Source organism: Stenotrophomonas sp. YJH_SMC_64 (assembly GCF_059371375.1).
Window position 1 is genome coordinate 204,650 of sequence record NZ_JCAFUN010000007.1, and the last position, 15,681, is coordinate 220,330.

Sequence of the window (15,681 nt, forward strand, 5' to 3'; positions counted from 1 at the left end):
GCACGTCTGCGCGGAGTGCTGCCTTAATAAGCAAGATCGAAATAGTAGATCTTCTTTGCTCCGAACACGCCGCAACCTTCGCTGGTGAGTGCGTGGAAGCCGATCGGTGTCCGCGATGACGCCGCCGACAGGATGGCCGCGTACTTTTCCCGTCCGGATTTGTCGCTGGCCAGATCGATTGTCCAGCGCCCGTCGGAAGCACACTCGTTGTTGGTGGGCTGGCCTTCCAGCCACACGGAAACGAACGTGGATTCGACAACCAGTTTGGTGATTTTTCCGGTCTGGTGTGTATCGGCCCATGCGCTGCCGGACAGCAGCAGTGCACCGAGCGTGATAGCGAGCTGTTTCATGTCTTCCCTGCAGGCCCGGAGGATCAAGCCCTATATATAGCGCAGCAGGTGCCGGATCTGATGAGCACGAGCATCACCAGTTGCCGCAGATAGCCGCCGATCACCCCGGCCAGCACCCCGGCCGCGATCCGCATGGCCAGCCGGAACCATCGCCCGGTGTGTTCCCGCAGCCAGGGCAGTACCACCGTTACCTGTGCAGCCAGCAGCAACACCACCACATCCATCCCCAGTGCATCGATCAGCGACAGCAGCGGCAGCAGGTCGGGATTGCAGGCCAGTACAAGCAACAACACGCTGCACAGCAGCGCGAAGGCGCGGCGCCCGGTGGGCAGGGTGGTCCAGCGCAGTAAACGATCAATCAGGGGCATGAATCTTCTGCTCCTTGTCAGAGCGGTGCTCGCAGGCGGTCATTCCGCGCGGACGGGCTGCCGCAGCACGGTCTTCAACCGCGCCGCGTCGGTCCTGCGCGGGTCGCTCAGGTAGATCTCATGATGGGGGCCGGCAAAGGTGTAACCCAGTGCGGGCATCAGTTCGTCGTGCAGATGGGCCAGGGCCGGACCCTCGTCATCGTAGGCGCCTACGTGAAGCGTCTGCAGGCAGAGACCTTCTTCGAGAATTTCGTGGCGAAGGCTGGCCGGAACGTCGCCCAGTTTCTTCGCCGCCTTGGCAATGGCAGCCTCCAACTGCGCTGGACTGATCCCATCCGGCGTGCGGATCATCGCCGTCCACCTCCACTCATCCTTGCGGCGTGCCACAAAGCTCGACGGATCCTCGGCGGTCCAAAGCGCCTCCAGCGGTGGCACCACGTAGTCCTGCCCCCCGGCCTTCAGGGCGAACTTCAGTGCATAGCTCACCGAGTACAGCCATTGCACCGCCTGCAGGTAGGCCGGGGCGGTGTTCGGGTCGCCGCGACCATCGACCATCAGGTAGGGCAGGGACGGTACATCGACCGGTACGAACTGGCCGGCGGGCGGGTGATAGAGTGCCCGGTCGCGCTTCTTGAAGTCGATCTTGTCCATCGGGGTCTTCCTCCTGTGCCGAGCATCCCATGCCAGGCCCCCGTCAGCACGCCTGAACCGATTCAGGTGACTTTGCCGAACGAGGGCGAACGGCCCGCGTACGTCCAGGGCCGGAATGCCGCCCTGGGTCATGCGCCCCGTCACGTCCGCGCGGTGCGACAACGTGTCGCAGCCAGAATCGGGCCTTTCCTGCGCTCGATCAATGTCAATGCCTTTCTTAAATGGTGGGTGACGGCCTAAAATTGAAAGGCTGACTCGACCCACCTCCCTACCTGTCTTCCGGACCGGTGGGACCGGCTTTGGCCGGAACAGGCAGGACGGGGAACGGCATTCCCTCGCAATTGGATCGACCGATGATTCCGTTGAAAACCCTTGGGCGCTGGTTGCGCCCGGGCCTGCTGCTGTCGTTGCTGGTGATGCTCACCGGCTGCGATGCCGTGGCCATCCTCAGTCCGAAGGGCCAGATCGGCCAGGATGAGAAGACCCTGCTGATCACGGCCACCGTGCTCATGCTGCTGGTCGTCATCCCGGTCATCATCATGACCCTGACCTTCGCGTGGAAGTATCGCGCCTCCAACACCAAGGCCCGTTACGAGCCGAAGTGGTCCCACTCGACGGCGATCGAGGTGGTGGTGTGGTCCATTCCCTGCATGATCGTGCTGGTGCTGGCGGTCCTGACCTGGCGTTCGTCGCACGCGCTGGACCCGTATCGTCCGCTGGAATCGGACGTCAAGCCGGTCACCATCGAGGCGATCTCGCTGGACTGGAAGTGGCTGTTCATCTATCCGGAAGAGAAGGTGGCGGTCGTCAACGAAATCAAGTTCCCGGTCAACACGCCGCTGAACTTCAAGATCACGTCCGATTCGGTGATGAATGCCTTCTTCATCCCGCACCTGGGCAGCATGATCTACTCGATGGCTGCGATGGAGACCAAGCTCCACCTGATCGCCAACGAGACCGGTGAATTCCCGGGCATGTCCTCGCACTACAGTGGCGCAGGCTTTGCCAAGATGCACTTCACCGCCTACTCGGTCACCGATGCCGAATACCGCCAGTGGCTGGACCAGGTCCGTGCTGGTGAGCAGACCCTGGACAAGGCCTCGTTCAAGGCCCTGGGTGAAGCACGCAACGCCGAGTGGTATCCGGTCACCTACTTCGGCAAGACCGAAGAAGGCCTGTTCGACTGGGTCATCGCCAAGCACATGGGCGACAACAAGCATTACGGCATGAAGCACTCGCACGCCGGTGCCGCCGCTGCCGATGCCGCCAGCCATGAAGCGCACGAGGGGCATGCCCCCAGTGACGCGCATGATTCCAAGGAATCGGGTGAAAACCTGGATGCCACCGAACACGAACACGCTGGCCATGCTGGCCACGCGGGTTCGGGAGAATGAACATGTTGGGAAAACTCTCTCTTGAGTCGATCCCCCACGATCCGATCGTGCTGACCACCCTGGTCGGCGCGGTGCTGGGTGGCCTGGGCGTCATGGCCCTGATCACCAAGTTCAAGCTGTGGGGCTATCTGTGGAAGGAGTGGTTCACCTCGGTGGATCACAAGAAGATCGGCGTGATGTACCTCATCGTCGCCTTCATCATGCTGCTGCGCGGCTTCTCCGACGCGATCATGATGCGTACCCAGCAGGCGCTCGCCGTCGGCGGGTCCGAGGGTTACCTGCCGCCGCATCACTACGACCAGATCTTCACCGCCCACGGCGTGATCATGATCTTCTTCGTGGCGATGCCGCTGATCACCGGCCTGATGAACCTGGCCGTGCCGCTGCAGATCGGTGCGCGCGACGTCGCGTTCCCGTTCGTCAACTCGCTCAGCTTCTGGCTGTTCGTGTCGGGCGCTGTGCTGATCATGCTGTCGCTGTGGATCGGTGAGTTCGCTGCCACCGGCTGGCTGGCGTTCCCGCCGTTGTCGGGCATCGAATACAGTCCAAGCGTCGGCATGGACTACTACATCTGGGGTCTACAGGTCGCAGGCCTGGGTACCACGCTGAGCGGTATCAACTTCTTCATCACCATCCTGAAGATGCGTACCCCCAGCATGAAGCTGATGCAGATGCCGGTGTTCACCTGGACCGCCCTGGTGACCAACGTGCTGATCGTCGCTGCCTTCCCGGTGCTGACCATCACCCTGGTGCTGCTGACCCTGGACCGTTACCTGGGTACGCACTTCTTCACCAATGACGGTGGCGGCAACGCCATGCTGTACATCAACCTGATCTGGATCTGGGGTCACCCGGAGGTGTACATCCTGGTCCTGCCGGCGTTCGGTGTGTTCTCCGAAGTCATCGCGACCTTCTCGCGCAAGGCGCTGTTCGGCTACAAGGGCATGGTCTACGCCACCGCCTGCATCGGCGTGCTGTCGTTCATCGTGTGGCTGCACCACTTCTTCACCATGGGCTCGGGTGCCAACGTCAATGCCTTCTTCGGCATCACGACGATGATCATCTCGATCCCGACCGGCGTGAAGATCTTCAACTGGCTGTTCACCATGTTCCGCGGCCGCGTGCACTTCACCACCCCGGTGCTGTGGACCATCGGCTTCATGGTCACCTTCGTCATCGGCGGCATGACCGGCGTGATGCTGGCGATCCCGGCCATCGACTTCGTGCTGCACAACAGCCTGTTCCTGATCGCCCACTTCCACAACGTCATCATCGGCGGCGTGGTGTTCGGCATGTTCGCCGGCATCACCTACTGGTGGCCGAAGATGTTCGGCTTCCGCCTCAACGAGTTCTGGGGCAAGTGCGCGTTCTGGTGCTGGTTCATCGGCTTCTACGTGACCTTCATGCCGATGTACGTGCTGGGCTTCATGGGCATGACCCGTCGCCTGCAGAGCACCGTCAACCCGGCCTACGAGCCGCTGCTGCTGATTGCCGCCGCAGGTGCCTTCATCGTGGGTGCCGGCATCCTGTGCCAGATCATCCAGGTGGCCGTGTCGATCCGCGACCGCAAGAAGACGGTCGACCTGACCGGCGACCCGTGGGATGCCCGTACGCTGGAGTGGGAAACCTCTTCGCCGCCGGCCTTCTACAACTTCGGCACCCTGCCGGAAGTCACCGAACTGGACGATTTCTGGGAACGCAAGCAGCGTGGTGAAGCCTGGCCGAAGCCGGCCAAGTACACCGACATCCACATGCCGCGCAACACCGGCACGGGCGTTGTCATCGGTGCCTTCAGCCTGGTGTTCGGCTTCGCGATGATCTGGCACATCTGGTGGCTGGCCATCGTCGGCTTCGTCGGCATGATCGCCACGTTCATCTACCGCACCTTCGACCAGGACGTGGACTACTGGGTCCCGGCCGCCGAGGTGGAACGCATCGAGAACGAACACCGCAAGCACCTGGAAGCCCAGGGCCTGGTGAAGTCGGAGCTGAAGGCATGAGCACCAATACCTCGACCCTGAGCCACGGGCACGCCGCGCATGCGGCGGCCCATGGCCATGACGACCACGAGCACCACGACACCGGCGGCAACACCGTCTTCGGTTTCTGGGTGTACCTGATGAGCGACTGCCTCATCTTCGCCTCGCTGTTCGCCACCTACGTGGTGCTGGCAGGCGGCACCGATGGTGGCCCCACCGCGAAGGACCTGTTCGAACTGCCGTTCGTGGCATGGGAAACCGCGCTGCTGCTGACCTCGTCGCTGACCTTCGGCCTGGGCATGATCGCCATGCACCGCAAGCAGATGGGTCAGATGTACCTGTGGCTGGGCATCACCTGGCTGCTGGGCTTCGGCTTCATGTGCATGGAAGTGTGGGAGTTCCAGCACCTGATCCACCAGGGCTACGGTCCGGACCGCAGTGCCTTCCTGTCGGCGTTCTTCGCCCTGGTCGGTACCCACGGCCTGCACGTCAGCGCCGGCCTGCTGTGGCTGCTGGTGATGTTCGTGCAGCTGAAGAAGTACGGCCTGACCCCGACCAACAAGACCCGCATGGCGTGCCTGAGCCTGTTCTGGCACTTCCTGGACCTGATCTGGATCGGCGTGTTCTCCGTCGTCTACCTCAATGGAGCCCTGTAATGGCACATGACAACCATGCACACGACCACGGCACCGGCGGCGAAAGCCATGGCACCGTGAAGTCGTACCTGATCGGCTTCGTGCTGGCGGTGGTGCTGACCGTCATCCCGTTCTGGATGGTGATGTCGGGCGATTTTTCGCGCACCGTCAACGGTGTGGTCATCGCCATCACCGCGGTGCTGCAGATGCTGGTCCACCTGGTGTTCTTCCTGCACCTGGACCGCTCTTCGGAAAGCCGCTGGAACGTCAACGCTGCGGCCTTCACCGTGGTGGTGATCGGCATCATCGTGGTCGGTACCCTGTGGGTCATGCACAACATGAACGTGCACATGATGCACTGACGTCCGCGCGACGTTGCCACGCAGAAAGGCCGCCCTCGGGCGGCCTTTTTGTTTGTCGCGCCCACCGGGAATGGCACGCGCGGTGGTAGTGCCGGCCGCTGGCCGGCAATTACGGGAAGCCGGCCAGCGGCCGGCTCTACCAGGATCCACGCCATGCGTGGATGGGGTCAGAGCCCTTGCCTGCGGCAAGGGATCCGACCCCAAAGCCATTGGCCTCATCCCACCCGGCATGGCCGGCACAGGGGGGGTAGTGCCGGCCGCTGGCCGGCAATTGCGGGAAGCCGGCCAGCGGCCGGCTCTACCAGGATCCACGCCATGCGTGGATGGGGTCAGAGCCCTTGCCTGCGGCCAGGGATCCGACCCCAAGGCCATCGGCCTCATCCCGCCTGGCATGGCCGGCACGGGGGGGAGTGCCGGCCGCTGGCCGGCAATTACGGGAAGCCGGCCAGCGGCCTGCTCTACCAGGAGATCCACGCCATGCGTGGATGGGGTCTCACCCCACCCGGCGCAGGAACTCCTCGGCGTCCATTGGTCGGCCCAGGTGGTAACCCTGCAATTGATCACACCCCAGTTCGCTCAGGTACTCGCGCTGTGCCTGCGTCTCCACGCCCTCTGCCACCACCTGCAGCTGCAGGGTGCGCCCCAGCGCGATGATCGACGAGACGATGGCGGCATCCTCTTCATTGCATTCCAGATCGTGCACGAACGCGCGGTCGATCTTCAGTTCGGTGGCGGGCATGCGCTTCAGGTAGAGCAGGCTGGAATAGCCCGTGCCGAAGTCGTCGATGGCAATGTGCACGCCCATCGCGGTCAGGTCGTTGAGAATCGCCAGGCTGGCGTCCACGTCCTTCATCGCCGTGGTCTCGGTGATCTCCAGGGTCAGGCACGCCGGCTCGATGCGGTGCCGTTGCAGCACTTCGCGCACACTGTCCAGCAGCGCCGGCGAGGCGAACTGCAACGGTGACAGGTTCACCGCCATCGACCATTCGGAATGTCCGGCATCGTGCCACGCGCGCAGCTGTGCACAGGCACGGTCCAGTACCCAGTCACCGATCGGCAGGATCAGACCGCTGCGTTCGGCGATGGGAATGAACACATCTGGCGCCAGCAGGCCCAGCTCGGGATGCTGCCAGCGCAGCAGCGCTTCGGCGCCGGTGGCCGGTGCGCCGGCGGCAGGGAACTTGGGCTGGTAGTGCAGCACCAGCTCGTCGCGGGCGATGGCCTTGCGCAGGTCCTGCAGCAGGCGCAGCTGGCGGTTGGCACTGAGCTGCATCGAGGGGGTGAAGAACGTATAGCCGTTCCGGCCGGTCTCCTTGGTGTGGTACATCGCCGCATCGGCGTGTGCCATCAGCTCGCGCTCGTTGCCGGCATCAGCCGGATACAGGGCGATGCCCAGGCTGGCGCTGACCTGCAGCTCGGCTGCATCCAGCAGGAACGGTTCGCCCGCCGCCGCGATGATCCGCTCGGCGACCACCACTGCATCGTCGGGAACATCGATGGCCAGCACGATCACGAACTCGTCGCCGCCGAGGCGGGCGAAGGTGTCCTGTGGCCGCAGCAGGCCGCCGATACGCTGCGCCACCGCCACCAGCAGGCGATCTCCCAGCTGGTGTCCGTACGCATCATTGACCGCCTTGAAGCCGTCCAGGTCGCAGAACATCACCGCCACCGCCTGGTTGCGCCGCCGCCCCTTCTCGATGGCCTGCTCGATGCGGTCCTGCAGCAGCATGCGGTTGGGCAGCTGGGTCAGCGGGTCGTGCAGGGCGGCCTGGATCAGCCTGTCGTTGGCGTGTGCCAGTGAATCGGCCAGCAGCCCGGTGCGCACGCGCATCTGCCGGTCGAACAGCGAGGCCACCAGGGCGATGCCCAGGGTCGCCACCGTGGTGACGATCACCAGCACCGCCAGCCAACGCGTGTCGATGCCGCCGCTGCCGACCGCGCCGCAGATGCTGCCCTCCGGGAAGCGCGCCGCGGCCATGCCGGTGTAGTGCATGCCGACGATGGCCAGGCCCATCACCAGTGAGGCGAGCAGGCGCAGGCGCGTGGTGTTGCGCTGCTCGGCACGCAGGCGGAAGGCAATCCACAGCGCCGCACCGGCGGCGCCGATGGCAACCGCGATGGAGGCAGCGAACCAGCCCGGGTGATAGTCGATGCCCGGCTGCATGCGCATCGCGGCCATGCCCAGGTAGTGCATGGTGGCAATGCCCAGGCCCATCAGCACGGCGCCGGCCAGCAGACGTCGCCAGGGCAGGCTGGACCGCGACACCAGCCACAGCGCATAGGCCGAGGCGCCGATCGACACGGCCAGCGAGTACAGGGTGATGCCGAGGTCGTAGCCGACCGGAATCGGCAGGTCGAAGGCCAGCATGCCGATGAAATGCATCGACCAGATACCCAGGCCCATCGCCGCCGCGCCGCCGGCCAGCCACCAGCGGGCCACGCGGCCCTCGGCGGTGGCCAGGCGGCCGGCCATGTCCAGCGCCGTGTACGAAGCAAGAATGGCCACCAGCAGGGAGATGGCGACCAGGCTCTGACTGTAACTGCCAGTCATGTTGAATCCAGAGGGGGAGGGAGGGGGCGCCCGCAAGGCGCACGCCCGCGACAGCTATCGGCGCGGGCAGGCGGGACTTGAGCGGTCGCAGCACCTGCGACCCGGCTCGGCTATCCTGCCACGCCTGTTCCCGTTGCTGGAAATCATCCGATGGCCAAAGCCCGCACCGCCTACGTCTGCAATGAATGCGGCGCCGAATTCAGCAAGTGGCAGGGCCAGTGCACCGAGTGCAACGCCTGGAACTCGCTGTCGGAAATCGTGCTGGAGAGCGCGGCGGCGGCCAAGGCGCCGGCGTCGCGCCGGGCGGGTTGGGCGGGCAAGATCGATCCGCCGAAGATCACCGCGCTGAAGGACGTGGAGCAGACCGAGCACCGCCGGGTCAGCACCGGCATCGGCGAGTTCGACCGCGTGCTCGGCGGTGGCCTGGTCGAGGGCGCGGTGGTGCTGGTCGGCGGTGACCCGGGCATCGGCAAGTCGACCCTGCTGCTGCAGGCAGTGGCAAAGATGGCGGCCGAACTGCCGGTGCTGTACGTCACCGGCGAGGAGTCGCTGGCGCAGGTGGCCGGTCGTGCGCACCGGCTGGAACTGCCACTGGATGGGGTCAACGCGCTGGCCGAGACCGGCGTCGAGTCGATCCTGCAGCATGCCTCCAGGGCGGGCCCGCGGCTGATCGTGGCCGATTCGGTGCAGACCCTGTGGACCGAGAGCCTGACCGCCGCGCCGGGTTCGGTCAGCCAGGTGCGCGAGAGCGCGGCGCGGCTGGTGCGTTTCGCCAAGGAGACCGGCACCGCCGTGTTCCTGGTCGGCCACGTGACCAAGGAGGGCGGCATCGCCGGCCCGCGCGTGCTCGAACACATGGTCGATGCGGTGCTGTACTTCGAAGGCGAGAGCGGCAGCCGCTTCCGTTTGCTGCGCGCTTTCAAGAACCGCTTCGGTGCGGTCAACGAACTGGGCGTGTTCGCGATGGGGGACAAGGGCCTGAAGGAAGTCTCCAATCCATCGGCCATCTTCCTGTCCGGCGGCAGCACCCATCAGCCGGGCAGCTGCGTGATGGTCACCCGCGAGGGCACGAGGCCCCTGCTGGTGGAGGTGCAGGCACTGGTCGATGCATCGCCGCTGTCGAACCCGCGCCGTGTCGCGGTCGGCCTGGAGCAGAACCGCCTGGCCATGTTGCTGGCCGTGCTGCACCGTCACGGCGGCGTGCTGGTCGGCGACCAGGACGTGTTCGTCAATGTGGTCGGGGGTATCCGCGTACAGGAGACCGCGGCCGACCTGCCGGTGCTGCTGGCGGTGCTGTCCTCGCTGCAGGACCGGCCGCTGGCGGAAAAGACGATTGCCTTTGGCGAGGTTGGCCTGTCCGGCGAGATCCGCCCGGTGCCCAACGGCGAGGACCGCCTGCGCGAGGCGGCCACCCATGGTTTCAAGCGCGCCATCGTGCCCAAGGCCAACGCGCCCAAGGGCGGTTCGGTGAAGGGCATGGAAGTGATCGCGGTGGAGCGCCTGTCCGAGGCTATCGACGCGGCGTGATGCGCGCGGCCCTGCCTCTACAAACGTCGTATACGGCAACGGTCAGCCTGCCTGTGCTAGTTTTTCCCGCTCGACGAAGGCGCCCTCTGGCGTCTTTCCGTGCCCAGGAGTAAACGATTACATGCAGGACACCACGCCCACCGCCCCCAACGCCGAAATCCGTCGCGCAGGGGTCGATCTCAATGGATTGATGACGGTGCTGGGCAAGCACCTGTATTCCACCCCGATGGTGGCGCTGCGCGAGCTGGTGCAGAACGCGCATGACTCGATCATCCGTCGCCGCATCGAGCAGCCCGGCATCGAAGTACCGTCGCGCATCTCGGTGCAGGTCGATGCCGCTGCCGGCGTGCTGCGCATCACCGATACCGGTGCCGGCCTGACCCGCCAGGAAATCCATGACTACCTGGCTACCGTGGGCGTCGGCTACACCCGGGGCCTGCGCCAGGGCGGGGAGGACGATGAAGGCCTGATCGGCATGTTCGGCCTCGGGTTCCTGTCGGCCTTCGTGCTGGCGCGCAGGGTCAGCGTGCGTACCACCTCGTACCAGACGCCGGAACTGGGTCATCTGTACGTGTCCAGCAATGCCGAGCAGTACACCGTCAGCGAAATGCCGGCGCGCGCGGTTGGCACCGAGGTGGAACTGGAGCTGCATCCGGATTTCCTGCCGCTGGCCAACGAGGCGCGCCTGCACGAGGTGCTGGGCCGCTATTGCGCGCTGCTGTCCGAGCCGATCTTCATCGGTGCTGCGGCCGAGGCGCTCAACCCCGAGCCGCCGCCGTGGCGCAGCCAGGGTGACGTCGTCGTGCATCCGGTGCAGGCGCGTCGCCAGGCGCTGCAGTTCGCTGCGCGCTTCGAGCACGATTTCGAGCCGATCGTCACCGTGCCACTGCGCGCGGATGGCGACAGCGATGCCACCGGCCTGTTGTGGGTCCAGGACGGCGCTACCTACGGCACCAGTGACAACCGCAATCTTTCGGTGTTCGTGCGCGGCATGCTGCTGGACGACGATGCGCGCGACCTGCTGCCGCCGTGGGCGGGCTTCATCGGCGGAGTGATCGAATCCTCGCGGCTGACGCCCACCGCCAGCCGCGAAGACCTGCAGCGCGATGACCAGTACCGGGCCGTGCAGCACGCGCTGCTGGAGGCGCTGATTGATGGCCTGGCCGACGTCGCACGGCAGCAGCCGGAAGCCTGGCGACGCGTTCTCACGCGCCATAATGAGGCCTTGCTGGGCGCGGCGCTGTGCGATGACCGCCTGTTCGACCTGCTGCTGGAGCACGTGCGCGTGCCGACTTCGCAGGGCGACCTGCCGGCCAGTGCGCTGCCGGCGCGTGGTGCCGTGCATGTGATTCTCGACAATGGCGGTGGCTTCGAGGAGATGCTGTTCCGCGCGATGGGGGTACCGGTCGCGCATGGCCACCGCTATGCAGTCGTGCCGTTCCTGCGTCGCTGGGCCCAGGCCAAGGGCCTGCGCCTGGTTGAACTGGGGACCGAGCAGGGTAACCGTGCACTGTTCCGAAGCGATGACAGCCTCGACGAGGCGCAGCTGGCATGGCTGCGCGAGCAGCTGGGCGACGGCGAACAGTTGCTGCCGGCACGCTTCAGCCCCGAGTCGCTGCCGGTGGTGGTGGTGCCCGACCGCGAAGCCGAGCTGAAGCAGCGCCTGGAAGACGACGAGAACGACAAGCGCGTGTCGATGGCCGCGCTGCGCCTGGCCCGGCAGTTCACCGCACGCATCGAGTCGCGCGCGCCGTCGCGGCTGTACCTCAATCTCGACAACCCGGCAGTGCAGGCGCTGCTGCGCGCCCAGCGCGAGGGGCATCCACAGGCCGAAGCCGCAGCCCGTCTGCTGCGCTCACTGAAGATCATCGTCGCCGCGCAGGGCCGCCCGCTGGCACGCGCGAACGCTACGCCCGGCCCGGATCTCAACGGCGCCTTTACCGATATTGCCGGTGCCCTGCAGCAGATGCTGCGCTGAGCACCGTACCTTCTCATCCAGCCTTTGCTAGACAGGAGCACTTACCCCATGGACATCTGGAACTGGGTCGAAAAACTGCAGGGTGACCTGCGCCAGGCCGGCCAGGCGCAGAACGCGCACCTGCTGAACCGTCTCGCCGACGAGGTGAGTGAACTGCAGATCGACCGCGTCGATGCATTGCTGCCCGAAGCGCGTGCGCTGGGCAAGGCGCTGGACAACCCGTGGGTCGACGTCTATGTCGGCCACTGGGCGCTGCGCAACCGCGTCGGCAACCGCGTCGAAGGCGAGAGCGCGCTGGGCGAAGCGGTGGCGCTGTTCGAACGTGCGCACCGTGAGGACACGCTGGAATGCCCGCAGTCGATCTGCGTGACCCAGGATCTGGCTGCCTGCTATGGCAACATCGATGGCCCGGGCTGGGTGCCCGAGCGCATCGAGGTCTGCGATGAAACACTGGGTCGCATCGACCCGAGCTGGGCCTGTTTCCAGTGCCTGAGCTGCGAGAAGGCCGATGCGCTGCTCGATGATGGTCGTGGCCAGGCGGCGCTGGATTACCTGCAGGCGCAGGCCGATGCCGTGGAGGCCTGTGGCAAGGAAGTGTTCGACAGCTTCCCGGAGATGCAGATCAAGATCCTGCTGGGAATGGGCCGTGCCGATGAGGCACTGGCACTGATCGAAAAGCGGGAGGCCGAAGTTGCTGCGTCCGGAGAATACGAGCCGGCCAACTGCACGGTGCCGCGCCGCCTGTCCAAGGCCTGGGCGCTGGCCCAGCTGGGCCGCGACGAAGAGGCGCTGCAGCAGCTGGTGCCGTGGAGCGAGCTGACTCCGAACTACTGGCGCCTGTGGGCCAACACCGCCGCCGCGCTCTGCCAGCGGGATCCTGCGCGCAATACCTGGGATCTGGGCACGCGCTTCAACACGATCATCGAGCACTTTGCCCGGGTCGGATCGCATCGCCTGCTGATCGAAGTGGCAGCGCTGAGCCTGGAGCTGGCGCTGCAGCGTGGTGCGCGCTGGGTGGCACTGCGGCAGCTGGAACTGGCCCGCACGCATCTGGCGCAGCTGCGCCAGGATCGTGGTGCTGCGGCGCTGGTGGCCGGCCTGGCCGCGCGCATCGACGCGTTGCCGGATGTCGCACCGCTGCCGGTGCCGGCGGGCGAGCTGCTGGCATGGCTGGACGCGCAGGGCGAACAGAACCAGTCGCGCGATCCCGAGCGCGAAGCGCAGTGGTTGCTGCAGGCGCATGCCGAGTTGCCCGATGACGAGGCGCTGGCCGAGATGGCGGCCAGCGCACTCAATGCCTGCGGCGCGCAGCCCGAGGCGCGCGCGCTGCTGTGGCGGTTCGTACGCAGCCATGCGCAGAACGATGGTCCCGCGGCCTACACGTTGATGCGCTGGCTGGCCGAACAGGGCGACGACGATGGCCTGCGCCAGCTGGCCGATCTCTATCGCGGCAGCGTGCCGGTGTTCGCGCACTGGTGCGAGGTGCAGCGTGCACGCCGCGTGTCCGACTGGCCGGCGCTGGAGCAGGCGGCCCGATCCCTGCTGGAGCTGTCTCCGGGCTCGCACGGCGCGCGCGGCACGCTGGCGCGCATGTACATGGAAACCGGCCGCTTCAGCGAAGCACAGGCCTGCTATGCGCAGCTGGTTGAATTGCTGGAAGATCCGAATGCCGCGCATTGGGACCACATGAGTGCCGCCAGCGCGGCGCGGGATTGGGACGCCGTGCGTCGCTCGGCGAAGGCGATCGGCATGGAGCTGTCCAGCCTGGAAGGCGTGGTCGAAGAGCCGTGGGGCTGGGTGATCATCCGCAGCGAAGAGAACGGTGAGCCGATGGAGTACTACGCCCGTCGCAGCGGGCCGGTGACCGCGCGCATCGTCGAGAACGCGCCGTCCAACCGCGCCCAGCAGGTGGGCGACTGGGTGGTGTTCGATGCCGCGCTGGTGCATCCGGCACCCGAGGAGGAGGAAGCACGCGAGCATTTCATCCCGACCTATGCGCAGGTGCATGTGCTGGAACGCGGCGGCTTCGCCCGCAGCTGGATGATCGATGGCGCGCACCCGGGCGAAGAGGCCTGGAACGTCTTCGTTGAGGCGGCCGAAGCACAGGGTTGGAAGGTGTGGTCGCACAGCCGCCCGGACTACACCGTCACCGACCCCGATGTGGAAGAGGGTACGCTGCCCGGCCTGCTGTTCACCGTGGCCCAGCCGCAGGACCATGCACCGCTGGCGCTGCACCGCTTCCTCCAGCAGCAGACCGCGACGTGGCCGCATCCGCATTGCTGGCTGCGCCTGGCCGAAGCCTGCGACCAGGATCGCCAGCCGCACCTGGACGTGATCGAGCGTTACGGGTTGTAAGCCGGGTATCGGGTAGTGCCGGCCGCTGGCCGGCAGCGCCGGGATATCCTGTAGTGCCGGCCAGCGGCCGGCACTCCCTCAAGGAGAAATACATGCGAAAGACAGGGATGTTCGTGATCGCCGGGCTGCTGCTGGCCCCCACCGTGCAGGCTGCTCCCGCCTGCCGGGAGCCTGCGGCTGTGGCCCGCGCCTTCTACGAGGCGACGACCGGCAACGGTGATCTGCTGGATCCGCCGGCCGCGCTGGTCAGCGCGGCCTTCGGCAAGGCGCTGCGTGATGAGCGTGCCTGCCAGCAGCGCGAGGAGGGCATCTGCACGATCGATTCCGATCCGTGGCTGGATGCGCAGGATGGCGACATCGACAGCCCCGTGCGTTACAGCTGGAAAGAGGCCTCGGCGACCACTGGCCAGGTAGAAATGCGATATTTGGTCTGGAAAAAGGCCTACGTGACCCGGTTGCCGATGGTGCGCCAGGGCCAGGGCTGCTGGCAGGTCGATGACATCCTCACCAACAGCGGCCGTTCGGTGCGGAAGATCCTGGCGCAGCCGGTGCCCTGACCGGCGGCAGCATCCACGCAGGGTGCGGTCCAGTTGCCGGCCAGCGGCCGGCACTACCAGGTGATGTTGGGTGGGTGCCGACCGTTGGTCGGCACGCTTCTATCGCGTATGCCCGAACACCAGTTCGATCACGAACTGGCTGCCGAAGAACGCCAGCAGCAGCAACAGCATTGCCGCCAGCGTCCAGTGCACCGCCTTCATGCCGCGCCAGCCGTAGCGGCGGCGGCCGACCAGCAGCACGCCGAACACGACCCACGACAGCACGCTCAGCACGGTCTTGTGCACCAGCTTCTGTGCCAGCAGGTCATCGACGAACAGCACGCCGGTGACCAGGGTCAGGGTCAGCAGCGCGAAGCCGACGATGATCACCCGGAACAGCAGTGATTCCAGGTCGGCCAGCGGCGGCAGCGCCCGCAGCCACGGCCGGAACTCGCGGCGACGCAGTGCGCGTTCCTGCAGCCACAGCATGATTGCCAGCAGCGCGGCGATGCTCAGCGTGGCGTAGGCCAGCAGCGCCAGCCAGGCGTGGCTGGCCAGGCGCCAGCCCAGCACTTTGCTCGGTTCGTGGCCGTAGCCGTGGTAGGCCAGCAGCAGCACGGCAGCCAGCGGGAACACCACCACGCCCAGCGCCGACATCCGCCCTCGTGCGCCGACCAGCGAGGTCAGCCAGGCCATGCCCAGGCCGACCAGCGACAGCGCGGCGAAAAAGTGCATGTCCGGCCCGCCGTTGGTGCGCATCGCCACCATCACGTGGTAGCTGCCATGCAGCAGCATCGCCGGCAGGGCCGGCCACAGCCAGGTGGGCGAGCCGGTGGTTTCATCGCGGCCGAGCGCGCGCACCAGCAGGGCACTGGCAGCCAGGTAGAGCAGGACGGCGATGAGAACGATTGTCATCGTTGCAGTTTCGCATACCCCTGCGGTGGTGGCGACGGTCCCGTGGCCGCAGTCCGGGGAGACAGCCGGACCCGTTATAC

At 66.1% G+C, this 15,681-nt stretch carries 13 protein-coding genes; 8 read left to right on the forward strand and 5 right to left on the reverse strand.

Annotation, left to right across the window (positions count from 1 at the left end; all coding sequences use genetic code 11):
• Positions 1 to 23 precede the first annotated feature (23 nt).
• Genes AC5P9L_RS09575 through AC5P9L_RS09585 form a run of 3 tightly spaced genes read right to left on the reverse strand, consistent with a single transcriptional unit; the run spans position 24 to position 1,369 of the window.
• Positions 24 to 350, reverse strand: a complete 327-nt coding sequence (locus tag AC5P9L_RS09575; RefSeq protein ID WP_005408578.1) for a hypothetical protein — start codon at positions 348 to 350, stop codon at positions 24 to 26.
• 23 nt (positions 351 to 373) lie between these two features.
• A complete protein-coding gene (locus AC5P9L_RS09580) occupies positions 374 to 718 on the reverse strand; it encodes a hypothetical protein (protein WP_065183103.1) in 345 nt (114 codons plus the stop codon).
• Positions 719 to 757: 39 nt separating this feature from the next.
• On the reverse strand, positions 758 to 1,369 hold the full coding sequence (locus AC5P9L_RS09585; RefSeq protein ID WP_065183102.1) for a GyrI-like domain-containing protein: 612 nt from the start codon (positions 1,367 to 1,369) through the stop codon (positions 758 to 760).
• A gap of 353 nt (positions 1,370 to 1,722) precedes the next feature.
• Here AC5P9L_RS09585 and cyoA point away from each other — a divergent pair, with 353 nt between their 5' ends.
• From cyoA to cyoD, 4 genes are read left to right on the forward strand one after another with little or no spacing between them, the layout of a single operon-like run.
• On the forward strand, positions 1,723 to 2,763 hold the full coding sequence (gene cyoA, locus AC5P9L_RS09590) for a ubiquinol oxidase subunit II (RefSeq protein ID WP_005408581.1): 1,041 nt from the start codon (positions 1,723 to 1,725) through the stop codon (positions 2,761 to 2,763).
• Positions 2,764 to 2,765: 2 nt separating this feature from the next.
• Positions 2,766 to 4,763: a cytochrome o ubiquinol oxidase subunit I gene (gene cyoB, locus AC5P9L_RS09595; protein ID WP_032966504.1), complete on the forward strand. Its 1,998-nt coding sequence runs from the start codon at positions 2,766 to 2,768 to the stop codon at positions 4,761 to 4,763.
• Positions 4,760 to 5,398 carry a cytochrome o ubiquinol oxidase subunit III gene (cyoC, locus tag AC5P9L_RS09600; RefSeq protein WP_005408583.1) on the forward strand — a complete coding sequence of 213 codons (639 nt, stop codon included), beginning with the start codon at positions 4,760 to 4,762 and terminating at the stop codon, positions 5,396 to 5,398. Before cyoB ends, cyoC begins: the two co-directional genes overlap by 4 nt.
• Positions 5,398 to 5,739: a cytochrome o ubiquinol oxidase subunit IV gene (gene cyoD, locus AC5P9L_RS09605; RefSeq protein WP_005408584.1), complete on the forward strand. Its 342-nt coding sequence runs from the start codon at positions 5,398 to 5,400 to the stop codon at positions 5,737 to 5,739. Before cyoC ends, cyoD begins: the two co-directional genes overlap by 1 nt.
• Before the next feature lie 493 nt (positions 5,740 to 6,232).
• On the opposite strand, the gene AC5P9L_RS09610 is transcribed toward cyoD, so the two are convergent.
• Complete coding sequence (locus tag AC5P9L_RS09610; RefSeq protein ID WP_262101960.1) at positions 6,233 to 8,290, reverse strand: putative bifunctional diguanylate cyclase/phosphodiesterase; 2,058 nt, start codon at positions 8,288 to 8,290, stop codon at positions 6,233 to 6,235.
• A 150-nt stretch (positions 8,291 to 8,440) separates the two neighbouring features.
• On the opposite strand from AC5P9L_RS09610, the gene radA reads away from it, so the two are divergent.
• From radA to AC5P9L_RS09630, 4 genes are all read left to right on the forward strand, one after another.
• A complete protein-coding gene (gene radA, locus AC5P9L_RS09615) occupies positions 8,441 to 9,817 on the forward strand; it encodes a DNA repair protein RadA (RefSeq protein WP_005408586.1) in 1,377 nt (458 codons plus the stop codon).
• 121 nt (positions 9,818 to 9,938) lie between these two features.
• Positions 9,939 to 11,795: an ATP-binding protein gene (locus tag AC5P9L_RS09620; protein WP_005412647.1), complete on the forward strand. Its 1,857-nt coding sequence runs from the start codon at positions 9,939 to 9,941 to the stop codon at positions 11,793 to 11,795.
• A 48-nt stretch (positions 11,796 to 11,843) separates the two neighbouring features.
• On the forward strand, positions 11,844 to 14,150 hold the full coding sequence (locus AC5P9L_RS09625) for a tetratricopeptide repeat protein (protein ID WP_012479526.1): 2,307 nt from the start codon (positions 11,844 to 11,846) through the stop codon (positions 14,148 to 14,150).
• Positions 14,151 to 14,242: 92 nt separating this feature from the next.
• Positions 14,243 to 14,707, forward strand: coding sequence for a YqhG/Tai3 family protein (locus tag AC5P9L_RS09630; protein WP_005412649.1), 465 nt, complete (start codon positions 14,243 to 14,245; stop codon positions 14,705 to 14,707).
• A 99-nt stretch (positions 14,708 to 14,806) separates the two neighbouring features.
• Here AC5P9L_RS09630 and AC5P9L_RS09635 read toward each other — a convergent pair whose 3' ends face one another.
• Positions 14,807 to 15,601, reverse strand: coding sequence for a cytochrome C assembly family protein (locus tag AC5P9L_RS09635; protein WP_012479528.1), 795 nt, complete (start codon positions 15,599 to 15,601; stop codon positions 14,807 to 14,809).
• Positions 15,602 to 15,681 lie beyond the last annotated feature (80 nt).

Coding starts and splice junctions, on each gene's coding strand:
- AC5P9L_RS09625 (WP_012479526.1), top strand. CDS start 11,844: ATGGACATCTGGAACTGGGTCGAAAAACTGCAGGGTGACCTGCGCCAG.
- AC5P9L_RS09580 (WP_065183103.1), bottom strand. CDS start 718: ATGCCCCTGATTGATCGTTTACTGCGCTGGACCACCCTGCCCACCGGG.
- AC5P9L_RS09620 (WP_005412647.1), top strand. CDS start 9,939: ATGCAGGACACCACGCCCACCGCCCCCAACGCCGAAATCCGTCGCGCA.
- radA (WP_005408586.1), top strand. CDS start 8,441: ATGGCCAAAGCCCGCACCGCCTACGTCTGCAATGAATGCGGCGCCGAA.
- AC5P9L_RS09575 (WP_005408578.1), bottom strand. CDS start 350: ATGAAACAGCTCGCTATCACGCTCGGTGCACTGCTGCTGTCCGGCAGC.
- AC5P9L_RS09610 (WP_262101960.1), bottom strand. CDS start 8,290: ATGACTGGCAGTTACAGTCAGAGCCTGGTCGCCATCTCCCTGCTGGTG.
- AC5P9L_RS09635 (WP_012479528.1), bottom strand. CDS start 15,601: ATGACAATCGTTCTCATCGCCGTCCTGCTCTACCTGGCTGCCAGTGCC.
- cyoA (WP_005408581.1), top strand. CDS start 1,723: ATGATTCCGTTGAAAACCCTTGGGCGCTGGTTGCGCCCGGGCCTGCTG.
- cyoC (WP_005408583.1), top strand. CDS start 4,760: ATGAGCACCAATACCTCGACCCTGAGCCACGGGCACGCCGCGCATGCG.
- AC5P9L_RS09585 (WP_065183102.1), bottom strand. CDS start 1,369: ATGGACAAGATCGACTTCAAGAAGCGCGACCGGGCACTCTATCACCCG.
- cyoB (WP_032966504.1), top strand. CDS start 2,766: ATGTTGGGAAAACTCTCTCTTGAGTCGATCCCCCACGATCCGATCGTG.
- AC5P9L_RS09630 (WP_005412649.1), top strand. CDS start 14,243: ATGCGAAAGACAGGGATGTTCGTGATCGCCGGGCTGCTGCTGGCCCCC.
- cyoD (WP_005408584.1), top strand. CDS start 5,398: ATGGCACATGACAACCATGCACACGACCACGGCACCGGCGGCGAAAGC.